Below are 26,430 nucleotides of genomic sequence, written 5' to 3'. Positions count from 1 at the left end.
TATTCAGCGTTGGGCCGGGACCATGAACGAGGTGCCATCGAAGGTCCCGGACAGCGCGGGCCGCTCGTAGGCGCGAAACGCCTCCCATGCCAGGTCGATCCGGTGCGCCCGGACACTGAGCGAGGCGGTGGCCGTGCCGTCCGGCGCGAGCGAGATCCGCCCGCTGACCGGCACTCCCGGAACGAAAACGGCCTCGTCCAGCGTGATGGACCCATCCCCGAAGACGACACGCCCGCCGCGCAGCCCGGGCTGGTCGGTCAAGCGGCCGTGGTAGAGGTTGTAGGGGTTGCGGCGGGCTGCCGCATCGGCAGCGGTGGCGAAGACGGCCGCGAGCGTCCGCCGCCGTCCGGGGTCCAGCCCCGCGGCCGGTACCGGAGCGACCTCGCGCAGCGACCGGGGGAACGCCCCGATCGCGCGGTAGTTCTCCGCGGTGCAGCGCACCCGCGGCACCCGGTGATCGGTCACGAACGACCGCAGCGCCGCAGCCACGCAGTCGCCCGCCTCGCCGCCTCCCCGGGCGAGGCTGTGCGTGCCGAAGGGGACCCGTACGAACGTCGCGCCGGGGAAGACCCGCACCGCATCACGCACTTCCGCGGGTGTGTGCGTGTCGAAGTCGCCGCCGACCACCATGACCGGTACGTCGGGCAGGTCCGCGCCCGGCGGCAGCACCGGGCTGTGCCGCGGCGTCGGCCAGTTCACGCAGAACTCCACGCTCTTGCGCACGTCAAGCCCCAGGTCCGCGGGCCTGTACGGCGCCAGCGGCCGATTCCGCCGGTGGTACCGCTCAAGCTGGTCCAGCCGCACGGCCGGCTCGGCGTACCGATCGAAGGGGAAGCCGCCGTCGCCGCACCGGTAGGCCAGGTACCCGGCCCACTCCGCGCCCTCGATCGGCTGGGTCGGCGCGCCGGCGAGCACGCGGGCCAGCCGCCGCAGCGGCTCGGGATCGCCGCCTAGGTAGGAGGTCGCAGCGGAGTTCACCTCCCTGCCGAACACCGGCTCGCTCACCCGCTCCACGCTCGCGAGCGCGGTAAGCGGCACTTCGGGGTCGGGGTGCTGACGCAGGTGCGCCACCAGCCGATTGTGAGTACGGCGCGCGTCTCCCGGCAGTGACTGGCAGGCCCGTGACCGGTCGCAGACGAAGTCGAGCAGGTCGCCGCGGGACCGCAGCGGCCACAGCGCGTACCCGTCCGCCGAGGTGACCATCGTGCTGTCCAGGAACGCGGCGGCCAGCCCCTCCGGGTGCCGGGCGGCGTACGCCTGGGCGTAGACATTGCCATAAGAATTCCCATAGAAGGTGACCGGGCCCGCGCCGAGCGCCCGGCGTACCGCGTCCATGTCGTGCACCGCCTGGTCGGCTGTGAAGAACCGGACACGCGAGCCGAGGCGGGCGGCGCAGGCCGCGATCGTGTCCGGCTCGGTGAGCTTCAGGCCCGGGCAGAGCAGCGGGGAGGATTCGCCCAGTCCGCGCGGGTCCACGACGAGAAGGTTCTGGTGATCGAGGACGGAGCCGAGCGCCTGCCGGATGCGCGGCAGCGCGGGCAGCGCGGGCAGCGGGCCGCCGGGGTTGGCGAGGATAGTACCGGTCGCCCGTCCGGCGGCCGGTATCCAGGCGAAGGCGACCTCGATGCGCTCAGCGGAGGGATCACTCCAGTCCAGCGGCACCGTCAGCGTGCCATCGCACCGGGACACGGCGCGGGCGCATTCATGAATCGCCTGCGGTTCATGAGCCGCTTCCGGGGAGGAGCGAGCCTGGGCGGGCGAAGCGCCGACGGTCAGGAGCGTCGCGGACAAACCAAGGCTCGCGACCGCGGCCACGAGGGTTCTGATCACCATGTCTCCACCCTCGCCCGCGACGCTGGGAGAATCTTCCCCCCGCAGGAGGAAGGGCGACCAGGAACAGGCTCCCACCCCGTTGGGGGTAATTTCTCCCGCAGCGGTGATCGAGGGGGCGCTGAGGTCATTACCAGACGTGGATGATTCCCAAGCGCGGCTGACCGCGCTGTACGAGGAGCACTACCGCAGCGTGCTCAGTTACGCGCTGCTGCGGGCCGACCAGGGGGCGGCCGAGGACATCGCCGGCGAGACGTTCGTGATCGCGTGGCGGAAGCTCGACCGCCTGCCCGAGCCGCCGCTGCCGTGGCTGCTCGGTGTGGCTCGCAACCTGGCGCGGACGCAGCGCCGCACTGCGTTGCGCAGGCAGACCCTGCTCGCGCGGCTCGCCGAACTCGCCCCCGCCGCCGACGTGGCCGAGCAGGTGACCGAGCGCCAGGCGGCCCTGACGGCGCTCGCGGAGCTGTCCGAGCTCGATGCCGAGGCCATGCTCCTGGCCGGTTGGTACGGCCTCACCCCGGCCCAGGCCGCGCGGATCGCGGGCTGCTCGACCCGCGCCTTCACCGTACGGCTGCACCGCGCCCGACGCCGCCTCACCGATGCCCTCGACCTCACCCGCCCCACGTTCCTGGAGCAGTCATGAACGACCTCAACGGCCTGATCACCTCCCTGCGCCCGAACACCGAGGACGCCTACCGGCGCCGACGCGACACCGACCTCGCCCGCGTCTTCGCCACCCAGCGCCGCCGCTTCTCCCTCCGGTGGCGGCTCCTGGCCGCGGCCACCCCTGTCGCCCTCGCCGGCATCGTGGCCGCGTACGCACTGACGCCCGACGCCGCCCCGCCACCGGCGCAGAGTGTCAGCGCGTCGAGCTTGCACCAGTACGTCCTGATGAGCTGGGAAGGGCCGGGAATCAAGGTCTTTCTATGCGAGCAGAACGACCCGTGGACCCCATGCGGCGGAACGACGACCGAACCGGCCGGCGGCGGCACAGCGATCACCGAACAGGAACGAGCGGACCTCGAGCGAACGCTGCGCGAACTACCAGGGGTCGAGAGCGTCACCTTCGAGGATCGGGCCACTGCATACGCCAAATTCCGGGAAATCTTCAAGGACTCCCCAGAGGCTTCGAAACACCTTCAGGCAGTCAGAATGATGGACATGCCCGAGTCGTACACGGTCACCATGGAGCCCGGCGCAGACCGGAACTCAGTGATCGGAAAAGCGAAGAGCATGCCAGGAGTCGCCCACGTCTTCGACCCGGGACGCGCTCGCTGACCCGCTGAAGGTCCGGTGGCGGCAAGATGTGGGTATGCGCCGCGAGCGTTGGTGAGCTGGGGCGTGTTTCTCGGCCTCACCGGCTACGCCGAGGTGGTGCCGCGGTTGTTCGCGTGGGCGGACGTGAGCGTGCACGAAAAGACCTACGACGACGCGGAGTACGACGAATACGAAGCCGGGTGTGTCACCTACGACAACGAGGGAGACCGCATCGCGACCGAGGAATTCGGCGAATGACGCAGCAGCAGGCCGGCACGGGGCCTGCGGCCCTACGCCAACGCCGCCGGCGAGGTGGACCACTGGCGGCTGGAGCTGACGCTCAACGAACTGGGCAAGGCATTCCTGGTGGTCGATGAGTTCGGGGCGGAGGGCGGGTGGTTACTGACCTGAATGCCGAGGGGTCGTCGGTCAAGCGATCCGGTAGCCCACTCCTCGCGCCGTCGCGATGACCGGCGGGTCGCCGAGCTTGCGCCGTAGCCGGCCCACCGTGACCGTGACGGTGTTGGTGAAACTGTCGGCGTTTTCATCCCACACCTGTTCAAGCAGGGTTTCGGCGCTCAGGAAGCCCGGACTCGCCCGCAGCAGTGCGTCGAGCACGGCGAACTCCTTCACTGAGAGGTCGAGTTGCCGCCCGTCGCGGACGGCGGTGCGGCGTACCGGGTCCAGGGTGATCCCGGCCACGTGCAGGACGCGGGGCCGTGCGTCCGGTCTGCGGCGGGCCAGCGCGCGGATGCGCAGGATCAGCTCCGGAAAGTGGAAAGGCTTGGCGAGATAGTCGTCCGCGCCCAGGGTCAGCCCGCTGACCCGGTCGCCGGGCGCGCTGGCCGCGGTCAGCATCAGCACCATCGGCCGGTCCGCCCGCCCGGTGATCATCTGGCACAGGGTGTCGCCGTGCAGGCCGGGCAGATCCCGGTCCAGCACCACCACGTCATACGCGGTGAGATCCAGTTTGGCGGCGGCGGCAAGCCCGTCGTACGCCAGGTCGACGGCCATCCCCTGGTCGCGCAGCCCTTCGGCGACGACCTCGGCGAGGGCGTCGTCGTCTTCGGTCACCAGGATCCTCACGCCCCCACCGCCACCTTCGCGGCCGGAAGGGTGATCGATACGCGGAGGCCGCCTTCCGGCCGGGCGAGCAGGGCGAGCCGGCCGCCGTGGGCGACGGCCACGGCGGCCACGATCGACAGGCCCAGCCCCGAGGAGCCGGTACGTTCGCCGCCGAGCCGCTCGAAGGGCCGGGTCAGCCGGTCGACCTCCCGCTGGTCGAGTACGGCCCCGCCGGTCTCGACGATCAGCGCCGTCTCCCGCGCGTTCACCCAGCCGGAGATCTCGATCCAGCCGTCGTTCTCGTTGTGGGTCACGGCGTTGTCGACGATGTTGCCCACCAGCCGCGCCAGCAGCGCCGGGCTGCCCACGGTCGCCGTGGCCGGCGGCACGTCCACCGTCACGCTCAGCCCCTTGCGCCGCACGTCCGTGGACCTTTCCCGCAGTGCGGCGTCGATGAGGTCCCCGAGGTCGACCGGCGCGGCGTCGGCCAGCGCGCCGTGCTGCGCCCGGGACAGCACGAGGAACCCGTCGAGCAGATGATCGACCCGGTCGAGTTGCCGGCACAGCCGGGCCGCGAGCGCCACCGTCGAGGCGGCCGGGTCGGGCTTGGCGACCGCGACGTCCAGCGACGCTCGCATCGTCGCCAGCGGCGTGCGCAGCTCATGGGAGGCGTTGGCGACGAAACGCCGCTGCGCGGTGAACGATGCCTCAAGGCGTCCGAGCAGCTCGTCGATGGTGTCGGCGAGGTCCTTCACCTCGTCCGCCGGACCGGTGACGCCCAGTCGCTGACCCAGGCTGTCGGCGGAGATGCGCCGCGTGACGTCCGTGATGAGCCGCAACGGCCGCAGGACGCGCGTGGCCAGTACCCGGCCGAGCAGCAACGAGACGACCGTCATCACGATCAGCGCCAGCAGCGAGCCGGCCAGCAGTTGGCGGGACTGCTGCGCGTGTACCGCGGCCAGTTGGTCCTCCAACTCGCGGACGCGCTGTCGCGCCGCGGTGACGCCGCCCTGGCCGGGGAGGTCTCCAGCCGGGACCACATCGCTCAGGCCACCGCCGCCGGAGAGCAGGAAGGCCAGAGCCAGCAGCCCGGCCCCCGACAGGAGGAACACAACGGCGTACAACATCGTGAACCGTGCTCCCACGGTCCCATTACGCAGCCCGACCATGCTGCCAGCATGCCTTGGGAAACCTAACACCAGCGTGACAGTGCCGGTTCGGACCGTGTTACGCACCGATCCGTACAACCGACGGCATGTCGACCACCGAACTCCTCCGCCGGGAATGGACGGCGTTCCGCCGCCCAGGACGCCTGATCGCCCTGGCCGCCGCGGCACTCGCCATCATCGCACCGGGTCTGCTGTTCACCCTCAACACCCACTCGTCCTGCCCGGGTCCATGCCCCGCCGTGCCCGTCGCCGGTGACGGCTCCGTCGTCAGTGATCAGTTCTGGTTCCTGCATCGTGACCTGGGCCGCGAGGGCGGCATCACCGTCCGGATGACCTCGATGACCGGGACGATCACCTATCCACCGCCGGAACACGACCAGATCGTGTCCGGGCTGGTGCCGTGGGCGAAGGCCGGGATCATCGTCAAGGACGGCACCCGTCAGGGGTCGCGGTACGCGGCACTCATGATGACCGGCGGCCACGGCGTCCGCTTCCAGCACGACTACCGGCACGACGTCGCCGGCGGCGCGGGAGGCGTCTCGGCGCGGTCTCCCCGTTGGCTGCGCCTGACCCGCTCGGGCGACGTGATCACCGGATCCGAGTCCGCCGACGGCGCCCAGTGGCGCACCGTCGCGACCGCGACGCTCGCCGGGCTGCCGGACACCGTGCAGGTCGGCCTCTTCGCCACCTCACCAGGCGACCTCACGCTCCGCGAGATCGGCCTCGGCGGCGCGATCGAGGAGGTCCGGTTCACCCAGGCCGTCGGCGTCTTCGACAACGTCACCGTCGAGGGCGGTACCACCGGCAAGTGGGACAGCGACTCCGTCGGGGAGATGAACCACACCGACTGGGAGAAATACCACAACGCATCGGGAGCCGTGGAGAAGGACGGCGTCATCACGATCAGCGGAACCGGCGACATCGGGCCGCTGGGTGAGGAGGGCACGCGTACCGTCGAGAACACGCTGTCCGGCCTGCCGGTCGCACTGATCATCGTGGTCGTCGTCGCGGCCCGCCACGGCGCCCGCACGACCGGTGCGGCGGCATCCCGGCGAGTGATCCTCACCCGGGCACTTGTCGTCGCGGGGGCCACCTTCGTCACCGGTCTGGTCGCGGCCGGCATCGTCCTCCCGGCGGGCATGGCGAGCCTGGCGGGCAACGGGATCGTGGTGCCGTCGCTGCCGGTGCCGACCGGTGTTCGGGTGATCGTCGGGCTCGCGACAGTGCTCGCGCTCTGCGCCGCCGTCGCGTACGCGCTCGGCGTACGACTGCACCGCGGCTGGTCGGCGACCCTCGCGGGAGTGTCGCTGATCGCTCTACCCTCTGCTGTCACGGCGTTCCCGCTGCTTCCCGACGCGGTCTCCGACTGGCTGCTGCGGCTCACGCCGGCCGCCGGTTTCGCGGTCAAGCAGACGATGGCGGAGTATCCGCAGGTGACGGCACACTACGCGCCGTCGGCCGGGTACTTCCCGCTCCCGGGCTGGGCCGGGCTCACCGTGCTCTGCGCATACGCGGTGATCACCATGCTGATCGCCATCGGCCGTAAGCAGGCCGAAAGGCCCGACCGCCCGCGCTGACCGGCACGCGCGAGCGAGGCCGAACTGCTCACCGGCCACCCCGGGGCGAATTCCGGCTGTTCAGCGCATTCCGCAGCAGGCCGTCACCGCGACCGGCGCGGCCGAGACCGCGCCGCCCGCAGTGCCCCCCTCACACGCCCTCTTCCAGTCAGGAGGCCCAGATGGTCCACCAGCGACTGAAGTACTTGCCGCCGGGGTGGTAGGCGGTCGACAGCGCACCGTTGCTGGCCCAGTTACCCAGGACCGTGTCGCAGTTGAAGCCGGAGCTGCACCACTGTGCTCCAACGCGATACGGGATGGAGTTTTCGGCGGCGCACGTTATGACGACCTTGGTGTCGGTCCTCTCAAGGGACTTGCACCACCGCGCGGCGGCGCTGCCGGTGCTGCTGGCGTCGGCGGCTCCAAAGCCGGCGGTGGTGAGGACGGTGGCCAGGGCCGCGACGGCGGCGGCCTTGGGCAGGAACCTGGTGCGAAGGGCGGGCAGGAAGCGCGGGACTTGCATGAGCATCTCCTTCGATTCTGGTGCCGATCGCGGACAGGGCCGGGCCGGCCATGTCTCCATCGATCTGTGAGGACCCGCGGCGGGGAGCCGGTACGTCCGGTGCGGAGTCACCCGCCCCGGCGTGAACAGGTCCATGGCCACGATCTTGGCGGGCCACGCTCACCGCGCCCTCACCACGACCTCACCACGCCCTCACCGCGCCCCTCGATGACCCGGCGTGGAAGGTCAGGTGCGCTCGGCGTTCTGCTGCGTGGACCAGGTGCCCTGGCCACGGTGTGGATCTCGGCCGGCGCCGGCGCGGCCAAGGGAGCGATGCAGGGCTGTCGTGATCTCGGCGGCCGATGGGCGGATCAGCACCGCCGCGATGTGCGCGTCCGGCCGGACGATCCACAGCTCGCCCGGCCGCGCGGCGAGGGCCTGTCTCACCGTGCCGGTGTGGTCGACGTCGCCGAGGCGCAGCAGCCGGACCGGCGCCGGCGTGGCCTGGTGCGCGGCGCGCAGGACCGCACCCTCGTCCGCGCCCTCGTCCGAGCTGTCGTCCGAGCTGTCGTCCGCGCTGTCGTTCATGAGCAGTAGGAAGCCGTCTCTGGCCAGTTCGCGCAGCCGGGTGACGCGCGTGCCGGTGACGGATATCGGGGCGTCCGGGACGATCACGCCGGGCGCGGCCGGAGGCACGGCCCCGCGTGGCGGCCGGCCGGCGAACGGGCGCGACGGGTCCGGCGTGATCAGGGGCGAGTTCACGTACCAGAACGGCTCGGCGAGCCGGCCGGAGTCGACCGCCGCCCGCGCCTCCGGGTCGGTGGCCGCCGCCGCAAGCGTCGATTCCCGCACCCGGCGCTCCTCCTCGTTCCCGGGCACCAGGAAGCGCATGGTGGCAGCGGTGACGTCGAGGTTCTCCAGGGCGGCGGCGTGCCGCTCCGCGTGGTAGCCGTCGAGCAGTTCTTCGCCGGCCCAGCCGTTGAGCACGAACGCGAGCTTCCAGGCCGCGTTCTCGGCGTCCTGGACGCCCGAGTTGAGCCCGCGGGCGCCGAACGGTGAGACCAGGTGCGCGACGTCCCCGGCGAGCAGCACCCGGCCTGCCCGCATACGGTCCACGATCCGGGAGTGGAAGCGGTAGACCGAGCTCCACACCACCTCGTACGGCCGCTCCCCGATGACGGCGCGGATGCGCGCGTCGCGTCCGCCCGAGGCTACCTCCCGCCGGTCGTCGTGATCGGAAGGCACCTGCCAGTCGATGCGGAACGTCGAGCCGGGGCACGGATGGATGAGCACCTGGCGGCCGGGGTTCCACGGCGGGTCGAAGTAGAAGCGCCGCTCCGAGGCCCAGCCGGGCAGGTCGGCGCGGATGTCGCAGATGAGGAACCGGTCGTCGAAGGAGTGCCCGTCGAAGCGCAGGCCGAGCATCTCGCGTACGCGGTCGCCCTTCGCGCCCGCGCACGCCAGCACGTACGCCGCCCGCACGGCCACCTCGCCACCGGAGGTGCGGCAGGTCAGCGTCACCCCGCCCGCGTCCTGGGAGAGGCCGGTCACCTCATGGTCCCAGCGCACGTCGATCAACGGCGCACCGGCGATTCGCGCATCGAGCAGCTCCTCGGTACGCGACTGCGAGAGGTTGACGAACGGCGGGAACGCGGGCCGCCCGGCCTCGGCGAACGTGTAGCTGAACAACTCCCGTTCCCGATGGAACGTGCGGGCCGTGGTCCAGGTCAGCCCCTCGGCGGCGACCTGCCGCCCCACGCCCACCGACTCCCACACGTCGAGCACGTCCCGCTGCTGCACGATCGCCTTGGAGCCGACCGCGTCCCGGAAGGGACGCGCGTCCAGCAGCACGGTCGGCACACCCCAGCGGGCCAGCAGCAAGGCGGCGGTCTGCCCCACGGGGCCGTTGCCCAGCACGGCGACCGGCGTCTCGATGATCGCCATTCCTCAGCCCTGTAGTTCGGCCCAGACCTGACGGTCACGCTCGGCCGTCCAGATCACCGGCCGCTCGACGCCGGACAGCTCGTCCCACAGCCGCGACACGTCGAAGGGCAGGCAGTGCTCGAAGATCGGCCACCCGCCGTAGCGGCCGACGAGGGCGGCGTGGGCGGCCTCGAACGCCTCCTTCAGCGTCCCGCCGCGCTCGTGCGCCGCGCCCACCTCGCGCAGCATCACCTCCAGGAAGTGCCGGGTCTGCGCGATCGCGGCAGCCACGGCGTCGCGCCCGCGCGCCACCGCCCCGCGCCCGCCGATCAGCACCTCCGCCTCGAATGAGGCCACCCGGTCGAGCGTGGCCGCCGCCCACTCACGGTGGAAGGCGTCGCCGGTGTAGAGGGCGGCCCGCGACTCGACCAGGTCGCCGGCGAACAGCACCTTGTGCCTGGGCAGCCAGGCCACGATGTCGCCCTCGGTGTGGCCGCGCCCGCAGTACGCCAGGACCAGCTCGCCCCGGTCGCCGCCGAGGTCGATCGTGAAGCGGTCGGAGAACGTGGCGGTGGGCCGGGTCAGCCCGGGGATGGAGGCGGGCTCCTTGAACAGGCGCGGCATCCGCCCGTACTCCGACTCCCAGTCCTGCCGGCCGCGTTCGGCGATGAGCGCCCGGGTGTTGTCGTGCGCGACGATCACCTCGGCGTCGAAGGCGCTCGCGCCGAGCACCCGCACCGCGTGGTAGTGCGACAGGACCAGGAATTTGACCGGTTTGTCGGTGTGCTCCCGCAGCCTGGCCAGCCACTCGCGGGCGGCCACGGGCGTGGCCATGGCCTCGAAGCAGACGAGGAAGTCCTCGCCCTCCACGGCGCCCACGTTGGGGTCGCCGTCGGCGGTCAGCGCGTAGACGCCGTCGGCGAGCACCTCCAGGGTCTGCTGCTTGTCGTCGAGGTCGGCGGACGAGGCGAACGCCTTCGGCGTCATGGCGCAGCTCCAGATTTAATCAAAGGTTTTTTTATTCGGCGCCAGGCGGCACATGCTCGAACCGGGTCCTCCAGCCGACGGCGAGCCGCGCACCGACAACTGCCGCCTTGTGACGCCTACGGCTTGGCCGACGAGGTGATCGGCGATCCGGCCGGGGCTGCGGAGTCCGGCACCCCCGCGTAATCGGGCAGCTCGATGCCGTTGATCGCGCGCCCGACCAGTTCGGTGAACCATTCGCCGGCGAAATCGGGGCCCGGCTCGGCGTCTGGCCCGGGGACGTCGCGGCTGCGGGCGTTCAACCGGCCGATCTCCTGGTTGGCCTCGACGCACGAGCGCATCCGCGCCTCGTAGCGGGCGAACCCGGCGGCAGGGTCCCATCCGGCGGCGGCCAGCTCTCCGGCCAGCAGGTAGGCGCCGACCAGCGCCAGCCCGGTGCCCTGCCCGGACATCGGCGAGGAGCTGAACGCCGCGTCCCCGAGCAGCCCCACCCGTCCACTCGACCAGCGGTCCATCACCACCTGGGCGACCTGGTCGAGGTAGAAGTCCGGGGTGTCGTCCAGGTGCGCGAGGATGTCCGGGGTCAACCAGCCCAGGCCCGCCATCCGCTCACGCAGCAGGACCTTCTGGGCCGCGACGTCACGGTAGTCGACGTCGAAGTCGGCCGAGGCGAAGTAGAACATGGCCATCGCCCGGGTGGCGTCCTGGATGGGCCGCAGCAGGGCGGAGCGCCCGGACTCCTGGTCCTGGTGTTCGAGCAGCCAGCGGTCCAGCCCGAACTCGTTGGGCACACTGTAGAAGGCCAGCACGTGCCCGAGGTGGCGGAGGAACCGCTCATGCGGCCCGAAGACCATCGCTCGCAGCGCCGAGTGCAGCCCGTCGGCCCCGATCACCAGGTCGAAGCGCCGCCGGCTGCCGCCCGCGAAGACCACGTCGACCCCGTCCGCGTCCTGGGTGAGCCCGGCGATTCGGTCGCCGAAGACGTACTCGACGCCGTCGCGGGTGTCGTCATAGAGCACCTGCGACAGGTCCCCACGCAGGATCTCGATGTCCGCGATGAACCCGTCGCCACCGTCATCGTCGGCATGGAAGGTCTCCAGCACGTGCCCGTCCGCGTCCACGGTGTGCGCGCCGGCGGTGTCGGTACACGCCGCGCGCACCGCCGCGTCCAGCCCCATGCACCTGATGACCTCCTTGGCGACCCCGCGCGCGTCCACCGCCTGCCCGCCGGGACGCAGCTCAGGAGCCCGCTCCACCACGGTCACCTCGGCCCCCCGCCGGCGCAGCCAATGGGCCAGCGCGGGTCCCGCGATACTCGCCCCCGCCACCAACACCCTGGGACCGCTCACCCGCGTCCCCTGCCCGCCAGTCCGGATGGAGTGCTCCTGCTCGGAGTCGTCGACGCTCATCACTGCCTCCACATGCTTCCCCCCGCGCCGGAACGTTCTTGGCGCAGGCCCACCGCTGTCGGTGTGTCCAGCCTCACATCAGCCCAGACCGGGGCAGACCAGCGACCCAGGCCGTCAGCCAGGCCGCCACCAGACAATTTGTCCGGTCCCATTATTCAGGTGAACGCGGGGAGCCTCTGACCAGGGAACTGACATCCTGGCCTGCTCCTAACCTGGGCGCTGTCACTTCGATAGGTGTCGAAATATCAGCGCTCGCGCGTTCTTGGTCCATCCTGCGGAAGAGTCCGGATCGTACATCGCGAAGACCAACTGGCGATCTTGCGATAGGTGGCGCGCCCGGGTGTGACCATTGCGCCGATCGCCAGGTCGCACACCCGCCGGCCTGGTGAGTCGTCGCCGGTCTCGTCAGCGGGCGTTACGCAGGCGCAGGAGATGCCCGGTGATGTGGTCACGGGCCGCGGTGACAGCGCGGCCTGCGTGATCGTCGATGCCTTGTGGCGGGCGGGTGCCCTTGAAGAGCAGCGTGGCGTAGCCGTGCGTGGTGGACAGGTGCACGTAGACGAAATCGGCGGTGTCGGCCCAGGAGGTGTCGGCGGGCAGCACGTCCGCGGCCAGGCGCATGAGGGCGGCCGTGAGGTGGCGGCTCTGCTCCTGGACGGTCGGACGGTGGGGCTCGGCGAAGTCATAGGAGTAGACGAGGTCGAGGCCGGCGCGGTGCTCCAGGACGAAGCGGGTGTAGGCACCCGCGGTGGCAGCGAGCCGGTCCACGGGATCGGGCCCCGCTCGCTCGGCCGCCTCGACGAGAACGCCGGTGATGTCGCTGATGATGGCCGCCGCGCAGGCGGCGAGCAGTGCCTCCCGATCGGGGAAGTGACGGTACGGCGCGGCCGATGACACGCCGACGCGTGCGGCGACCTTCGCCACGGAGAAACCGGTGACGCCCGATTCGGCCAGGAGCGCGAGACCCTCGCGGATCAGCTCGGAACGCAGGTCGCCGTGGTGGTAGCCGCGTTTCGGCGGCGTGGGTCTGCTCACGGCGAACGATTCTCCCTCCCTTTCCAATGTTAGAGTACTCTTACTTAATGTTAGAGTACTCTTACATCTGCGGGAATGAGAACGCATCATGGAGCAACGGACCCTCGGACGGCAGGGGCTGGCGGCGTCGGCGCTGGGATACGGCGCGATGGGCATCTCCCTGGCCTATGGGCCGTCGGATGAGAACGAGGGGATCGCGACGATCCGCCGGGCCCACGAGCTGGGCGTGACGTTCTTCGACACGGCCGAGCTGTACGGGCAGGGCGAGAACGAGCGGATCGTCGGCGCCGCGCTCGCCCCGATACGCGACGAGGTCGTCATCGCGACCAAGTTCGGCTTCGACTTCACCGGCACCAGAGAGGAGGGTGTCGACAGCCGTCCCGAGCACATCCGCGAGGTCGTCGACAACAGCCTGCGTCACCTCGGCGTCGACGTCATCGACGTGCTCTACCAGCACCGCGTCGACCCCAACGTACCAATCGAGGACGTGGCCGGGACGGTCAAGGAGTTCATCGACGCCGGCAAGGTCCGCTACTTCGGGCTGAGCGAGGCGGGGACGAACACCATCCGTCGCGCGCACGCCGTACAGCCCGTCTCGGTCCTGCAAACCGAATACTCCCTGTTCGAGCGGGACGCCGAGATCCTCTTCCCCCTCCTGCGCGAGCTCGGGATCGGGTTCGTCGCCTACTCGCCGCTCGGCCGGGGCTTCCTCACCGGGCAGGCCAAGCCCGGCGCCGAGTACGACCCCACCGACATGCGCACCTGGGACGCCCGCTTCCAGCCCGGCAACTACGAGAAGAATCTGGAGGCCACCCAGCGGCTCGCCGACCTGGCCGCGACCAAGGACGCCACCGTTGCCCAGCTCGCCCTGGCCTGGCTCCTGACCCAGGGCGACGACATCGTTCCCATACCCGGCACCCGCAGCATCCAGCGGCTGGAGGAGAACGTGGCCGCCGCCGACCTCGCCCTCGACGACACCGACCTGAAGCGCATCGCCGAGATCCTCCCGACCGGCGGCTTCGGCGCCCGCTACCCCGAGGGCATGCTCCCCACGTGGGACTGACCCCGCTGACCGGGCACGACCTTCTATGAAGCAGCGGGCCGTCCGCAGCCGCGCCCGCGCCACCCGGCACGGCGATGCCCGATAAGGACACCAGATAGACCGGGCGCAGCCGCGACCCGCTCAGCGGTCGCCAGCACTTTCGCGTCGTTCAACCGCTGAGACCGGCCATCCTGAATGAGAACCAGATCACCCCAAAGGATGCACCGGGCTGTGCTGGCAGTCCAAACCTCATGAGTGGCCGAGCGGCGCAACAACGATCAGGAACGTCGGTGGACGCCGCTAGCGTGGACATCCGCATCGTCGAACACAGCCCATCACCGATCGAGCGAGGCTATCTGTGACACGTGCCACAGCACAGGATTTCCTGTGGTTGGAGGATTTTCAAAGCAGCCTAGCGGCGCTGGCGCTGGCCGAACGTTGTACTGGCATCCGGCTGACACCTGAGCATGTGCGCGGCCCGCTGCCGTACACAGCCTCCGTCGCACATCTGTATGAGGGGCGGGACGGGCAGCCTCCCGCGCTGGCCTGCTGATCGCACCTGTCGGCGGTTACAGGGTGCGCACGACGCACCGGACCCTGGCGATCTCGCCGCAGAGGCCGGTTGAGCTTGCCACTTTGCACGCTGAGGTTTGCGCATCTGGCCGACACCTGGACGGACAGCGGCTCGTCTTCATGACCAGGACCGGTCCAGCCGGTCGAACGGCGCAACTTCAATTGCAGCTTCGCCGCCGCGGTCAAGAGAGCGGAAGTGCCGTCCATCCCCGTCCACTGAAGCAGTTGCCGGTGATGGCTCGGGCGGGACGTTCTTTCTCTGCGGGGACGCAGCCGGACAACGGCCCGTGCTGTATGCCGACTCCGAAGGGCAGGCCGGACTGATCGGCCGCGATCTGGCCACCGCGGTCCAGCTGATCGTGAGAGTCCCGTACTGGAGGGACTGCCTGGCACGCGCCTCCGGTGGTCTGGAGGCGATGTGCTCAGTGGTTCCGGAGCTGGAGCAGGAGTACGGCGACAACGGTATCGATCTTGAGGCGTGCCGTACCTCGGTGGCCGAGTTGCTCGCATTGCCTCTTCCGCCGACGGCGGACGTGCTGGCCGATCTCCTGGAGACGGTGACGCTTCCCGCCTTCGTCCTGCTCACCGAATGGGGCGATGCTTACGAATCGATCAGCAGATGACCTGTCGGGCTCCGCTGGTGACCGATCGGCCGGACGCTGCATCGGTAAGTTCGGCTGCCTTCAACAATCGGCAGGGCCTGGCGTTGACGCGTCAAAGGTGAACAACGCTCGGGCGCGCGTCGGCGCGGCCATAGGCGAGGATGCGCCGCAACGCGCTCCGAAACTCCTCGATCGCTTCATCGTCTGCCTCGATGATCGCCTCGATTCCGGGATCGGGCAGGCCCAGCGCCTCCAGATCGTCCGGATCGAGCACGATGCGTAGCACGTTGCCGTGCAGGGTGAGTTCGTTGACGGCGCCGTAGGCGGTGCCTTGGTTCGCGGTGACCACGCAATGGGTGTCCCAGCCCAGGGCAATGTCTTGCTCGTCGGGCTCGTACAAGGAGCACTGGAAGTCGAACATCATGCCGGCGCCGTCCTCGGTCTCGGCGATACCGGCCGACAGGCAATCGTCGGCCCCATCCTCGACTCCGACCACTCGGGCGATGAACCTGATCGTCATATCGCGGGAGAGTAGCGGCATATCGGTCCGGCAGAGGAGAAACCGCTACGGGGTCATGACCGGCAGCTCTCCGGCTTGCCGCTGGCCGCGCTGCGGTACACCGCGTCCAGGATCTCGACGGTGCGCGCGCCCAGTTCTCCGGGCGATCGGTTGGGCACGTCGCGCCCCTGGGCGAGGGCGACCAGGGTGTCGATCGGTCCCTTGCAGTCGTATCTGCCGTCCTCGGGTTGGACCGGCAGCCGGATGTCGGTGTCCTGGCGCCACAGCCAGGCGTACTCGCGTTCGACGTCCAGGTGGATCTGGCCGTCGCTGCCGATGGCGCGTACCTCGAGCTGGTGCTTGTTGTCTCCCGCGCCGGTGTGGCAGGAGCCGCCGGCCACGGACCCGACGGCACCGTTGCCGAAGCGCAGGGCGATCGCGTCGTGCAGTTCGACAGGTGCGTCCAGTGGGGCGGCGGTGAAGGCGAAGGCCTGTGCGCCGCGCAGTCCGGTGAGCCAGAGCGCGAGTCCGAGGGCGTGGGAGAGCTGGGCCTGGGCGTACCCGCCGCCGGACAGCTTCGGGTCGGTCCAGGTGTCCGGCTCGGGAACGGTGTCCTCGGCGGATCCCGCGTAGGCGCCTCGGCGTGAGAGCAGTTCGCGCGTGACCGACGCCATGTGGACGGACAAATGCTCGACGGTTCCGATGCCGTGGCGGTCGAGCAGTTCCTTGAACTCGGCGACCATGGGCCGATAGTTCCAGCCGAACGCGATGAGCAGGTGCCGGTCGTGCCGCCGCGCCGTGTCGACGAGGTCCCAGGCGTCGGCGGGGTCGATGGTCATCGGCTTTTCCAGCAGCACGTGCGCACCGGCCTGTAGGGCGGCCTTTGCGTGTTCGTGATGGTGCCCTGTTGGGCTGGCGACGACGCAGAGGTCGACGCCGGCGTCGAGGACGTCGCGGTAGTCCTCGAAGGCGTGGGCGAATCCGAAGCGCTGCCGGATGCGGTCGAGGGTGTCGGCGCCCCGCCGGTTGACGGCGGTGAACTCGATCTCGTCGGCGTGTTCGAGCAGGGCGGGCAGGTGCGAGGCGACCGTCCACGAGCCGGCGCCGATCACTCCTAGTCGCGGCTTGGCCATGGGAACCTCCGGGGTCGTGATCAGATGACGATGGCTGGCAGTTTGAGATGTCCGGCGACGCGCTGCACGTGCTCGGCGTGGTCTCCGGGGGTGGCGGCGGCGTGGTGGTTGACGCCGCTGCGGCACCACGCCTCCCACGCGTGCTCGGGCGGCGTCCGGTCGAACGCAAAAGCGGCGTTGCTGGTACCGACACCGGGGAACTTCCGGGCGGTGAAACGGCCGCGGGCCGCGATGAGCCTGTGGCCGCCCGGCGGATCGAGCTGGGCGAACCCGATGAGTGTGGCGGGTCCCGGCCGGGGGGTGAGCACCGCGCAGAGCCCGGTGGGCCACCACGGGTTGGTGCGCAGCTCGGCTGGTCCTGGCCCGAAGGCGAGGTCGTGCTCGCCGGAGTTGGCGATCACGAATTCGCCGCTGTCGGGGTCGAGGGCTTCGAGCTCGTGGTAGAGGGCGGCCCCGGACAGTGCCTTGGCGGTGAGCATGGCGATCGCGGTCACGACGTCGCCGGTGCACGTCCACGGAACACCGAGAGAGGTGCAGTGGCCGAGTGCGAAGCAGGGCGCGTAGCCGATGGCCGGACCCCGTCGGATCTGCGGCACGTGGCAGTTGAACGCGCCCGCGTCCAGACGATGCGCCTCGCCGAGTTCCCGTAGCGCGACGGCCGCGCGAACCGCGTCGGCCACCTGTCCGGCCACCGGCTCGCCCACCTCGGCCGCGGGAGCCGCCCCGGCCTTCCACCCAGGCAGGGCGGTCGTCGGGTGGTACAGATGACGTGTCTCGGCCCAGGTCCGCTCCACGACCGCCGCGTCCACGGCCTGGTAGCGGGCGAGGAATTCCGCCGCGGGCACCTCGATCACTCGCGCCCCCACCTCGTCGGCGAGGCGTGGCGCGTCGGCGTCGACGCACGTGTACCCGGGCAGCGAGCCGCCCACCCGGCCGATCCGAGCGGTACGGAGCAGGACCGCCGCCGCGGCTGAACGGACCGCGTCGTGGACGCGGGAGAGTCCATCGGGGTCGTCCAGCGCCGCCATGACGACGTCGAACGGACGTGACGCACGCGCGAGCAGGCTCGCGAGCTGCGGCGCCCCCACGGTCGCGCCGTCCACGGTGATGTCCTGGTGGGTGTACGGCTCGGCCATGGCCCGGCCCCGGCGCGCAGCCCAGAGCACCACGGGCAACTCCGGGAAGGCGTCCACGACCCGAAGCGCCGCCGCCGGCGGCGACGCCATGGTGGCGGCCAGCACCAGCAGGTCAGGGCGGGCCCCGCGGACGGCCTCGATCGTCGCCGCGACCGGAACGTCAGGGTCGATGGTCGTAGCGATCACCACGTCGGCGTGCGCGGCCAGCCCTGTACGGATGTCCCGGAGCAGCGCGGCCCTGTCCGTGGCGAGGTCTCCCCTCGCACTGGTGGCGAAGAAGTCCCAGTACGGCGCCAGGACGGCCACGCGCGCCCGCCGCATCGCCGCGATCACAGGTGCCAGACCTCGGCGGCGCGCAGGAGACCGCCATCGGCGTAGCCGACGACGGTCGAACCCCGCCGGAACAGCGTGTAGTTCGTGTAGCCGGCGGCGGACACCGCCCGCCGCATTTCAGGCCAGATCTCGTCGTGCCGCCGGTCGTACTCGGCCTCGGAGCCCGGCACCAGTTCGATGAGGAAACACAGTCGTTCCATCGCTCACTCCTCCCTCCCGGGCACGCCGCCGCAGGCATCGGAGCCGATCTGGTCCGGCCGGGCACGGCCGACGCGGGTGTAGTACTCCTCGGGCACGCGAGTGGGATCCTTGAACATCGTCCAGGAACACTTGGCGTCCGCCGTAGCGGGGTAGCGGGGCGGGTCCACGGCGCGGACCGGGTAGCCGAACGCGTCGATCGGCATGATCTCGGTGAGCACGATGCAGTGCGCGCAGTACACGCACACGCCCGGCTGCCCGTGGTTCCACGGCGCGGGCTCGCGCGTGACGGGCCACTCGTACGGCGCTTCCATCCGCGGGAGCGTGCCCTCGATCGGCTCACCCCGCACGCTCCGGCCCCCGGAACCGCAGGGGTCGAAACGCAGCACGTACCGGTCGGGCAGTTCCTCGAACTCGACGTCGCCACGCCGCCCGGGGCCGCACATGTGCCCGCGCATGGCCTCGAACGCGACCATCATGTTCAGGGTCAGCGCCCGCGCCCACGGGTGCTTGTCGACGTCGAAGAGCGAATAGCGCGCGTTGAACCAGGGCAGCAGGAGGTGGTCGTACATCGGCCCGATGGCCGCCTCGCCGTACTGCGTCACGACCTCGTTCATCAGCCCGCAGATATGGTCCACGTCCCGGTCATGGCCGCGTCGCCACGTCTCCACGAACGTCTCCAGCAGTTCCCCCGCGGTCCGCGCGGATCCATCCGACGCGGCCACCGCGAACCGCTCGACCTGTTCCCCGAGCAGCGCCCACTGCCGCTCCGGATCCCACGCACTGCCGTCGGGCAGGACGAGCAGGCCCGCGATCCGATCCTCTGCGGCGGCCAGGTCTGCCTCGGCGGTGCCCTGGTCCAGCAGGAAGACCCGCAGGTCGGCGAGCCACTGCCGGTATAGCCGGTAGCAGACCTCGGCCTCGACCACGAAGTAGCGGGCCAGCGCGGTGGCGTCGTCCCACCGCTCCTCCCCGAGCGCCGCCCCGATCTTCCGGTAGGTCGCGACCCCTTGGTCGGCCCAGTCTCCGCCACGGATCCGGCGTCCCAGCACCGGGTCGTCGACCAGCAGGCCGGCGGGTGGTTCGACGCCGATCACGCGATCCTCCCCCCCGGGTGCCGGACCGGCACCTCCGGCTCGTACAGCGGGATGACCACGTCCGCCTCGGCCCGCAGCCGGGCGTAGGTGGCCATGGCCTCGGGGTAGCTCTCCCCGATGCCGAGATGGACGTTCTGCTCGACGTTGCGGTAGGAGAACGCGGCGTCCGTGGCCGCGACGGAGCCCGCGGCGGTGTCGAAGCACACCGCGAGCGAGGAGCGGTGGTGCACACCCGCCTCCCAGACCCGCAGGCCAGGCACGATCTCTTCCTCGTGCACCAGTCGTACTCGCGCACGAGCGTCGAACAACAGGTACGACATCACGTCGTCGGGGAGGAAGATCTCCCGCGGCACGTGAACAGGGTATGGCGGCGCGAAGACGTCCTCGATCCAGCCACGCCGGGAGATCACGTACTGGGCGTTGGGGAACAGCGGCAGGTTGCCGACGGTGTAGGCGACGAGCGGCGTGAGCACCACGTGCGTCACCTCGGCGGGGTCCACGCCTATGGCGGCCAGGGCCGCCGCGGGCCGTTCCGACTCCTCGCGGTGGAACTGCACGCGGCCCGACGGGTGGAATCCCTTCCACAACGCGTTGAGCGGCCCCAGCTCGGCGGGCGGGCCGGTGTTGACCACCACCGTGTGCTCCTCGCTACGGGCGACGACCATCCAGAACCGGGCGTCGAACCACTCGTCCCAGCCGCTCATCCAGAACACCTCGGGCGCCGGCATCGGCATGCCGCCGGCGCTGACCACCTGGACCGTGAATGTCATCGGAGAAACCTCCACATCGTGATGGATATCGGGGTCATCGGCTGTCCGCCGGGGTGAGTCGCTGCCGGAGCCGGTCGAATGAGACCGCGAGGATCAGCAGCGTGCCGCGGGCGACGTCCTGCCAGAACGAGGTGACGTTCATCAGGATGAGCCCGTTGTTCAGTACGCCGATTATGACCAGTCCGACCGCCGTGCCCGCGATGCCGCCGCGTCCGCCGGACAGGCTGGCCCCACCGAGCACGATCGCGGTGACGACGGACAGCTCCAGGCCGGAGGCAGCGGTCGGGGACGCGGCCGACAACTGGGAGGTGAGAATGAGCCCGGCGAGGGCGAACGACAGCCCCGACAGGGCGAACGCGGCCACCAGCAGCAGCCGGGCCCGGATGCCGACCAGCCGCGCGGCGGCCGGGTTGGCGCCGATGGCGTACAGCGATCGGCCGAAGACCGTGTACCGCATCGCCAGCGCCGCGAGCAGGAACACGGCGAGCAGGATCAGCACGGGCAGCGGTACGTTCAGGAAAGGGCGGACGGTGCCCAGCGCGTCGAACCCATTGAGCAGCACGGTCTGTCCGTCGCCGAGGAGCTGCGCGGCACCGCGGAACACGGCGAGCGTGGCCAGTGTGGTGATGAGCGCGTTGATCCCGACCACGGTGACCAGCAGACCGTTGAGCAGCCCGATCGCGAGGCCGGCGGCGAGCGCCGCCGCCACGCCCGCGGCCAGGCCGTGACCGGTGCCGGCGAGCGCCGCGACGATGCCGCCGAACGCCGCGCCCGACCCGACGGACAGGTCGAACTGCCCGGCCACCAGCAGCATGGTGCCGGGGACGGCGATGATCCCGGTCACCGCCAGCGTGGTGAGGATGTTCAGCAGGTTGTCGCCGTTGAGGAGGAATGGGCTGCGCCAGCTGAAGACGGCGACCAGCACCACGAGCACCACGAGCAGGGCGCCGAGCTCGGGTGTGCGGTTCCACCAGGTACGGCGGGCGGCCGAGGACGTTTCGGGGATGACCTGCGCGTTCATGCTTCACCCGCCCGCTGCGTCGGTGAGGGCGGCGGTCGTGATGCCGTCGCCGGACAGGTCCGCGACCACGCGTCCCCGCGACATCACCAGGGCGCGGTCGGCGAGTTGGACGACTTCTTCGTAGTCGCTGGTCGCGACGAGGATGGCCACCCCGTCGCGGCCGGCGAGCCGACGCAGGGCGAGGTAGATCTCCTCCCGGGCACCGATGTCCACGCCGCGGGTGAGCTCGACCAGCACGAGCAGCCGCGAGTCCCGCGCGAGCCAGCGGGCGAGCAGCACCTTCTGCTGGTTGCCGCCGGAGAGGGTGGCGATGGGGCTGCCGGGGTCGTCAAGGATCCGCCGGGCGCGTCCGCGGACGGCCGCCCAGTCGATCAGTGCGCGGCGGCGTGGCCAGCGGCCCAGCGAGATGTTCTCGGCGACGGTCAACGCCGGGGCGTCGGAGAGTTCCTGGTGGACGGTCCGGATGCCGAGCCGGCGGGCCCGCAGCGGATCGAGCGCGCCGACGGCCTGCCCGTCGATGAGGATCTGGCCGCTGTCGGGCCGATGGTCCCCGGCAATGATCTTGACCAGGGTGGATTTGCCGGCGCCGTTCTCACCGAGCAACGCCAGCACCCGGCCCGGTCGCAGGTCGAGGTCGACGCCGTGCAGGACGGTCACGCCGCCGAAGGACTTCCTGATGGCCCGGGCGGCCAGGACGGCATCGGCGCGCGGCGTCATCGGGCTCAGCAGTTCCGCCCTGGGGCGCGACGGGCGGCGGGGTGGCACCGGTGGGCTTGCCGTTCGCGGTGTTCGCCGTGGGGGTGGCGGTGCCACACCCGGAGAGGAGCAGGGCGGCGGCGACGGCCACAGCGCCGCCGGTCACCGGCCATCTGGTGTGCTGAGCCATGAGCCTTCCTCACTTACGCTGGCCCATCGGAATCGATTCTGGAACCGTATCCAATACATGAAGTATGGCTGTGTCAAGGGTTCATGTGGGAGCTTGTGACGTTCTAGATGGCCGACGTATGGTGTACTGGAATCGTTCCCAGAAGGTGGATTCAGATGGGGAGGGGCGCATGCAGCCGACCGTCGACCTGACCGTGGCACCCGCCGCGAGCGGCGACGACCTGCGTATCAGCCGTATCGAGACCGTGCTGGTCCGGGCTCGGCTGCCGCGCGAGTTTCGCGGCAGCTTCTACCGGATGGCCAACCGGGCCACGATGATCACACGGGTTCACACGGCCGACGGCATCGTCGGAGAGGCCTACACCGGCGACGAGGACACCACGCTGGCCGAGATCGAGGCCATCGTGCACAGGGAGATCGAGCCGGCCGTCGCCGGGTTGTCGGCCCTGGACACCGAGCGGTGCTGGCAGGCCGCCTACCCCTCCACGTACGACATCCTGCGGGATCGGCGCCTCGGCCTGGTCGCGCTGGCCGCGGTGGACACCGCGATCTGGGACGCGGTCGGCAAAGCGCTGCGCCAGCCCCTGTGGCGGCTGTGGGGCGGCTTCCGCGACCACGTGCAGATCATCGCGATCGGCGGCTACTACCACGAGCCGCTCGGCGCGATCGCCGACGAGATCGCCGCCTACCGCGAGTGGGGCCTGGCCGGGATCAAGTTCAAGGTCGGTGGCAGGACCCCCGCCGAGGACGCGGACCGGGTCGTGGCCGCGCGGCAGGCGGCGGGCGATGACTTCGTGCTGGCCATCGACGCCAACCAGGGCTACACGGTGACCGAGGCGGTCGAGCTCTGCCAGCGCCTCGACGGCGTCGGCGTACGCTGGTTCGAGGAGCCGGTGCACTGGCACAACGACCGTCGCTCCCTGCGGGACGTGCGTTCGCGGACCACGATCCCGATATGCGCCGGACAGACGGAGCTGTCACCGAGCGGCTGCCGCGACCTGATGGAGACCGGTTCGATCGACGTGTGCAACTTCGACGCCTCCTGGTCCGGCGGGCCGACCGCGTGGCGGCGCGCGGCGGCGGTGGCCCACGTCTACGACGTGGAAATGGGACACCACGAGGAGCCGCAGGTCGCCAGCCATCTCATCGCCAGCCAGTCACACGGCACCTACGCCGAGTGCTTCCACCCAGACCGCGACCCGTTCTGGTGGAAACTGATCGCCAACCGGCCCGAGATCAGCGAAGGCACTCTCACCCTTTCCGATGCCCCCGGCCTGGGCTGGGAACTGGACTGGGACTACATCGCCGCCCACCGGGTGGACGGATGAGCCGCGGCCGACAGCACGCCGGCGGCCCAGCCTCCACCTGGCGGCGACTCACGGCACACTAAGCCCATGCCGACTGACTCAACACCGCCACACGTGAACCTCCGCCCCGGGGCCAGCATGCGCGAGGTGGCCGAGCGCGCGGGGGTGGCCCTCAGCTCCGTCTCCCGCGTGCTGTCCGGACACCCCGACGTGAGCGCGGTGATGCGCAACCGCGTGCTCGACGCCGCCGCCGCGCTCGGCTACGAACCCAACCTGCTCGCCAAGGGGCTGCGCAGTGGCGCGACCCGCACCGTGGGGTTCGTCGTGGGCGACATCAGCAACCCGCTGCTCGCGCAGATCGTGCTCGGCGCGGAGACGGCGCTTCGCAAGGCCGGGTACGCGATGCTGCTCACCGCCGACAACGACCCCGGTATGGACAGCTCGCACATCACGCTGCTGCGCCAACGGCAGGTGGACGGGCTGCTGTTGTCGCTCGCCGACGACACGGCCGAGCCGACCGCGGCGGCGCTGCGCAACGCCGGTGTGCCGTACGTGCTGATCGACCGTGAGGTGGCGGGGACGGGCAGCGCGGTGCTGTCCGCGCACGACAACGGCATGGCCGCCGCCGTGACCCACCTGGTCGGGCTCGGTCACGAGCGGATCGCGCTGATAAACGGTCCGAGTCAGGTTCGTCCGTCGCGGGAGCGGGCCAAGGCGCTGCGTCGCGAATGCCGTGCCACCGGCGCGATCGCACTGGTCAGGTCTGGGCCCTTCACCGCCGACTACGGCGCGGGCGCCACCCGTTCGCTACTGGCACTGCCCGAGCCGCCGACCGCGATCATCGCCGGCAGCAACCAGATCCTCGCGGGCGTGCTGGACGTACTACGCCGCGACGGCATCCGGGTGCCCGCCGACGTGTCACTGGTGAGCTGCGACGACGTGCCGCTGACGCGGTTCGTCGACCCGCCCCTGGCAATGATCACCCGCGACCCGCCCGAGATGGGACGCGTCGCCGCCGAACTGCTCCTCGACCTCCTCGGCGGCGGCCAGGGGCGGGACGAGGTGCTACCGACCGACTTCAGGGCCGCGGGCAGTTGCGCCCCGCCACCGGCGGCGGCCACCGAACGGGCCGCCGACCAAGAGAGGTAACGACTGATGACACCCACCTTGCCGTCGCTGTCCGACGGCCGTCCTGGCGACGCCGAAGACCTACTGCGTGACATGCTGCGGATCCGGCTGTTCGAGGACGCCGTCCGCGACCTGTTCACCAAGAACCTGATGCGCGGCTCCACCCACCTGTGCCAGGGCCAGGAGGCCGTGACCGTCGGGGTGTGCGCCGCGCTCACCGACGGCGACACCATGACGTGCACGTATCGCGGTCACGGAGCGGTGATCGCCATGGGGGCGCCGCTTGATCGGTGCTTCGGCGAGTTGCTCGGCAGGGCCGGCGGACTGTGCGGCGGCAAGGGCGGCTCCATGCACCTGGCCGATATCAGCGTCGGCGCGCTCGGCTCGAACGCCATCGTCGGCGCGCACCTGCCGATGAGCTGCGGCGCCGCCCTGGCCGCGCAGTACCGTGGGGAAACGGCGGTGAGCGTCGCCTTCTTCGGCGACGGGGCCACCAACATCGGCACGTTCCACGAGTCGGTGAACCTGGCCGCGATCTGGAAGCTGCCGGTGCTGTTCGTCATCGAGAACAACCAGTACGGCGAGTACAGCCCGCTGGCGGCCACGACCCCGATCGGCCGGCTGGCCGACCGGGCCGGCTCGTACGGCATTCCCGGCGTCCACGTGGACGGCAACGACGTGGTCTCGGTACGGCACGTGGCCGCCGAGGCCGTCGCGCGTGCCAGGGCCGGCGACGGCCCCACTCTCATCGAGGCCGACACCTACCGCCACCTGGGCCACTCCCGCTCCGACCCGGCCACCTATCGGCCGACCGGTGAGCTGGAGCGCTGGCTCGCCCGCGACCCGATCACCCTTCTCGAACGGGCGATGGGCGAGACCGCCGCCGGCCCGGTCCGCGCAGAGGTCGACGAGGAGGTCACCGCGGCCCTCGACCGGGCGCTCGCCTGGCCCTGCCCGAGTCCCGAGGAACTCACCAAGGATGTGTACGCATGAGCGACCAGATGAACTACCGGGCCGCGATCTCCCGCGCGCTCGCCGACGCCATGGCGGCCGACGACCGCGTCATCCTCATCGGCGAAGACGTCGGAGCCGCCGGCGGGGCGTTCAAGTCCACCGCCGGGCTCTTCGACCGCTTCGGCCCGGAGCGGGTGCGCGACACGCCCATCTCGGAACAGGCGATCGTCGGCACGGCCTTCGGCGCCGCGGTGATGGGCCTGAGACCGGTGGCGGAGATCATGTTCGCCGACTTCGCCGGCGTGTGCTTCGACCAGATAGCCAACCAGGTGGCCAAGCACCGCTACATGACGGGCGGCCAGGTGACCGTGCCGCTGACCATCCGCATGGCCAACGGGGCCGGGAGCGGGTTCGCCGCTCAGCACTCCCAGGCGGCGGAGAACTGGTTTCTCAACATCCCCGGCCTCAAGATCGCGGTCCCCGCCACGGTGGAGGACCTCTACGGCCTGACGCGCTCGGCCATCGAGGACGACAATCCGGTCCTGGTGTTCGAGCACAAGAACCTGTTCTCGATCAAGGGGACGGTCAACCCCGGCGCCCCGCCTGTACCGCTCGGTTCGGCGGCCGTGGTCCGCGACGGGGCGGACGTGACCGTGGTCGCCACGCAGCAGATGCGCCACCGCGGTGTCCAGGCGGCGGAGCGGCTGGCCGCCGAGGGCATCGACGTCGCCCTGATCGACCCGCGCACGCTGGTGCCGTTCGACCACGCGACCGTGATCGACAGCCTGCGCCGAACCTCCCGGCTCGTCGTCGTGCAGGAAGCGCCCGAGGCCGGCGGTTGGGGCGCCTCGCTGATCAGCAAGATCACCCGGGAGCACTGGGACCTGCTCGACGCGCCGCCGGTGCTCGTGGCCACTCCCGACACGCCGGTGCCCTACGCCGGCGAGCTCGAAGCCGCCTGGCTGCCCGACGCCGAAGGGATCGCGGCGGAGATCCGCAAGGTCGTCGCGTACTGAGGGCGG

Annotated in this window: 26 protein-coding genes; 10 read left to right on the top strand and 16 right to left on the bottom strand. The window is 70.7% G+C overall.

Annotated features, from left to right (window positions below; all coding sequences use genetic code 11):
• Window positions 1-3 precede the first annotated feature (3 nt).
• Complete coding sequence (locus ACH34R_RS37905) at window positions 4-1,689, bottom strand: alpha/beta fold hydrolase (RefSeq protein ID WP_397566419.1); 1,686 nt, start codon at window positions 1,687-1,689, stop codon at window positions 4-6.
• A 280-nt stretch (window positions 1,690-1,969) separates the two neighbouring features.
• Between ACH34R_RS37905 and ACH34R_RS37900 the strand changes: the two genes are divergently transcribed.
• Genes ACH34R_RS37900 through ACH34R_RS37890 form a run of 3 tightly spaced genes read left to right on the top strand, consistent with a single transcriptional unit; the run spans window position 1,970 to window position 3,345 of the window.
• Window positions 1,970-2,473 carry an RNA polymerase sigma factor gene (locus ACH34R_RS37900; RefSeq protein ID WP_397566418.1) on the top strand — a complete coding sequence of 168 codons (504 nt, stop codon included), beginning with the start codon at window positions 1,970-1,972 and terminating at the stop codon, window positions 2,471-2,473.
• Window positions 2,470-3,108 (top strand): permease-like cell division protein FtsX, encoded by a 639-nt coding sequence (locus ACH34R_RS37895; RefSeq protein ID WP_397566417.1) that lies wholly within the window; start codon window positions 2,470-2,472, stop codon window positions 3,106-3,108. The genes ACH34R_RS37900 and ACH34R_RS37895 overlap by 4 nt, the downstream gene beginning before the upstream one ends.
• A gap of 51 nt (window positions 3,109-3,159) precedes the next feature.
• Window positions 3,160-3,345: a hypothetical protein gene (locus ACH34R_RS37890; RefSeq protein WP_397566416.1), complete on the top strand. Its 186-nt coding sequence runs from the start codon at window positions 3,160-3,162 to the stop codon at window positions 3,343-3,345.
• Window positions 3,346-3,516: 171 nt separating this feature from the next.
• Here ACH34R_RS37890 and ACH34R_RS37885 read toward each other — a convergent pair whose 3' ends face one another.
• Window positions 3,517-4,173: a response regulator transcription factor gene (locus ACH34R_RS37885; protein ID WP_397566415.1), complete on the bottom strand. Its 657-nt coding sequence runs from the start codon at window positions 4,171-4,173 to the stop codon at window positions 3,517-3,519.
• Entirely contained in the window at window positions 4,170-5,279 is a 1,110-nt protein-coding gene (locus ACH34R_RS37880; protein WP_397566414.1) for a sensor histidine kinase, read from the bottom strand. The genes ACH34R_RS37885 and ACH34R_RS37880 overlap by 4 nt, the downstream gene beginning before the upstream one ends.
• A 128-nt stretch (window positions 5,280-5,407) precedes the next feature.
• On the opposite strand from ACH34R_RS37880, the gene ACH34R_RS37875 reads away from it, so the two are divergent.
• Window positions 5,408-6,898, top strand: a complete 1,491-nt coding sequence (locus tag ACH34R_RS37875; RefSeq protein WP_397566413.1) for a hypothetical protein — start codon at window positions 5,408-5,410, stop codon at window positions 6,896-6,898.
• 148 nt (window positions 6,899-7,046) lie between these two features.
• On the opposite strand, the gene ACH34R_RS37870 is transcribed toward ACH34R_RS37875, so the two are convergent.
• The 5 genes from ACH34R_RS37870 to ACH34R_RS37850 all read right to left on the bottom strand — a co-directional run bounded on the left by ACH34R_RS37870 (window position 7,047) and on the right by ACH34R_RS37850 (window position 12,730).
• On the bottom strand, window positions 7,047-7,400 hold the full coding sequence (locus tag ACH34R_RS37870) for a hypothetical protein (protein ID WP_397566412.1): 354 nt from the start codon (window positions 7,398-7,400) through the stop codon (window positions 7,047-7,049).
• Between the two features lie 225 nt (window positions 7,401-7,625).
• Entirely contained in the window at window positions 7,626-9,323 is a 1,698-nt protein-coding gene (locus tag ACH34R_RS37865) for an FAD-dependent monooxygenase (protein WP_397566411.1), read from the bottom strand.
• Between the two features lie 3 nt (window positions 9,324-9,326).
• Entirely contained in the window at window positions 9,327-10,289 is a 963-nt protein-coding gene (locus tag ACH34R_RS37860) for an MBL fold metallo-hydrolase (RefSeq protein ID WP_397566410.1), read from the bottom strand.
• 116 nt (window positions 10,290-10,405) lie between these two features.
• A complete protein-coding gene (locus ACH34R_RS37855) occupies window positions 10,406-11,695 on the bottom strand; it encodes an FAD-dependent monooxygenase (protein WP_397566409.1) in 1,290 nt (429 codons plus the stop codon).
• A 405-nt stretch (window positions 11,696-12,100) separates the two neighbouring features.
• Window positions 12,101-12,730 carry a TetR/AcrR family transcriptional regulator gene (locus ACH34R_RS37850; RefSeq protein WP_397566408.1) on the bottom strand — a complete coding sequence of 210 codons (630 nt, stop codon included), beginning with the start codon at window positions 12,728-12,730 and terminating at the stop codon, window positions 12,101-12,103.
• A gap of 88 nt (window positions 12,731-12,818) precedes the next feature.
• Between ACH34R_RS37850 and ACH34R_RS37845 the strand changes: the two genes are divergently transcribed.
• Together ACH34R_RS37845 and ACH34R_RS37840 are read left to right on the top strand one after the other, a co-directional pair.
• Complete coding sequence (locus ACH34R_RS37845; RefSeq protein WP_397566407.1) at window positions 12,819-13,793, top strand: aldo/keto reductase; 975 nt, start codon at window positions 12,819-12,821, stop codon at window positions 13,791-13,793.
• An 839-nt stretch (window positions 13,794-14,632) separates the two neighbouring features.
• Window positions 14,633-14,968, top strand: coding sequence for a hypothetical protein (locus ACH34R_RS37840; protein WP_397566406.1), 336 nt, complete (start codon window positions 14,633-14,635; stop codon window positions 14,966-14,968).
• 91 nt (window positions 14,969-15,059) lie between these two features.
• Here the strand turns inward: ACH34R_RS37840 and ACH34R_RS37835 are convergent, their stop codons facing one another.
• Genes ACH34R_RS37835 through ACH34R_RS37800 form a run of 8 tightly spaced genes read right to left on the bottom strand, consistent with a single transcriptional unit; the run spans window position 15,060 to window position 21,851 of the window.
• Window positions 15,060-15,467 (bottom strand): Imm10 family immunity protein, encoded by a 408-nt coding sequence (locus ACH34R_RS37835; protein WP_397566405.1) that lies wholly within the window; start codon window positions 15,465-15,467, stop codon window positions 15,060-15,062.
• Window positions 15,468-15,520: 53 nt separating this feature from the next.
• Window positions 15,521-16,579 (bottom strand): Gfo/Idh/MocA family protein, encoded by a 1,059-nt coding sequence (locus ACH34R_RS37830; RefSeq protein WP_397566404.1) that lies wholly within the window; start codon window positions 16,577-16,579, stop codon window positions 15,521-15,523.
• 20 nt (window positions 16,580-16,599) lie between these two features.
• On the bottom strand, window positions 16,600-18,036 hold the full coding sequence (locus ACH34R_RS37825) for a hypothetical protein (protein WP_397566403.1): 1,437 nt from the start codon (window positions 18,034-18,036) through the stop codon (window positions 16,600-16,602).
• 8 nt (window positions 18,037-18,044) lie between these two features.
• Window positions 18,045-18,248, bottom strand: coding sequence for an L-rhamnose mutarotase (locus ACH34R_RS37820; protein WP_397566402.1), 204 nt, complete (start codon window positions 18,246-18,248; stop codon window positions 18,045-18,047).
• Window positions 18,249-18,251: 3 nt separating this feature from the next.
• Window positions 18,252-19,343, bottom strand: coding sequence for a hypothetical protein (locus ACH34R_RS37815; protein ID WP_397566401.1), 1,092 nt, complete (start codon window positions 19,341-19,343; stop codon window positions 18,252-18,254).
• A complete protein-coding gene (locus ACH34R_RS37810) occupies window positions 19,340-20,113 on the bottom strand; it encodes a hypothetical protein (RefSeq protein WP_397566400.1) in 774 nt (257 codons plus the stop codon). Before ACH34R_RS37810 ends, ACH34R_RS37815 begins: the two co-directional genes overlap by 4 nt.
• Window positions 20,114-20,147: 34 nt before the next feature.
• Window positions 20,148-21,134: an ABC transporter permease gene (locus ACH34R_RS37805; RefSeq protein ID WP_397566399.1), complete on the bottom strand. Its 987-nt coding sequence runs from the start codon at window positions 21,132-21,134 to the stop codon at window positions 20,148-20,150.
• A 3-nt stretch (window positions 21,135-21,137) separates the two neighbouring features.
• Window positions 21,138-21,851, bottom strand: coding sequence for an ATP-binding cassette domain-containing protein (locus ACH34R_RS37800; RefSeq protein WP_397566398.1), 714 nt, complete (start codon window positions 21,849-21,851; stop codon window positions 21,138-21,140).
• Between the two features lie 338 nt (window positions 21,852-22,189).
• Between ACH34R_RS37800 and ACH34R_RS37795 the strand changes: the two genes are divergently transcribed.
• The 4 genes from ACH34R_RS37795 to ACH34R_RS37780 all read left to right on the top strand — a co-directional run bounded on the left by ACH34R_RS37795 (window position 22,190) and on the right by ACH34R_RS37780 (window position 26,424).
• Window positions 22,190-23,347, top strand: coding sequence for a mandelate racemase/muconate lactonizing enzyme family protein (locus ACH34R_RS37795; RefSeq protein WP_397566397.1), 1,158 nt, complete (start codon window positions 22,190-22,192; stop codon window positions 23,345-23,347).
• Window positions 23,348-23,413: 66 nt separating this feature from the next.
• A complete protein-coding gene (locus ACH34R_RS37790; protein ID WP_397566396.1) occupies window positions 23,414-24,475 on the top strand; it encodes a LacI family DNA-binding transcriptional regulator in 1,062 nt (353 codons plus the stop codon).
• 6 nt (window positions 24,476-24,481) lie between these two features.
• On the top strand, window positions 24,482-25,447 hold the full coding sequence (locus ACH34R_RS37785) for a thiamine pyrophosphate-dependent dehydrogenase E1 component subunit alpha (protein ID WP_397566395.1): 966 nt from the start codon (window positions 24,482-24,484) through the stop codon (window positions 25,445-25,447).
• The gene (locus ACH34R_RS37780) at window positions 25,444-26,424 is read left to right on the top strand and encodes an alpha-ketoacid dehydrogenase subunit beta (protein WP_397566394.1); all 981 of its coding nucleotides are present in this window, start codon (window positions 25,444-25,446) and stop codon (window positions 26,422-26,424) included. Before ACH34R_RS37785 ends, ACH34R_RS37780 begins: the two co-directional genes overlap by 4 nt.
• Window positions 26,425-26,430: the final 6 nt, after the last annotated feature.

This window comes from Spongiactinospora sp. 9N601 (assembly GCF_044326295.1).
Classification (GTDB): domain Bacteria; phylum Actinomycetota; class Actinomycetes; order Streptosporangiales; family Streptosporangiaceae; genus Spongiactinospora; species Spongiactinospora gelatinilytica.
This window is presented reverse-complemented; position numbering and strand designations above follow the sequence as displayed.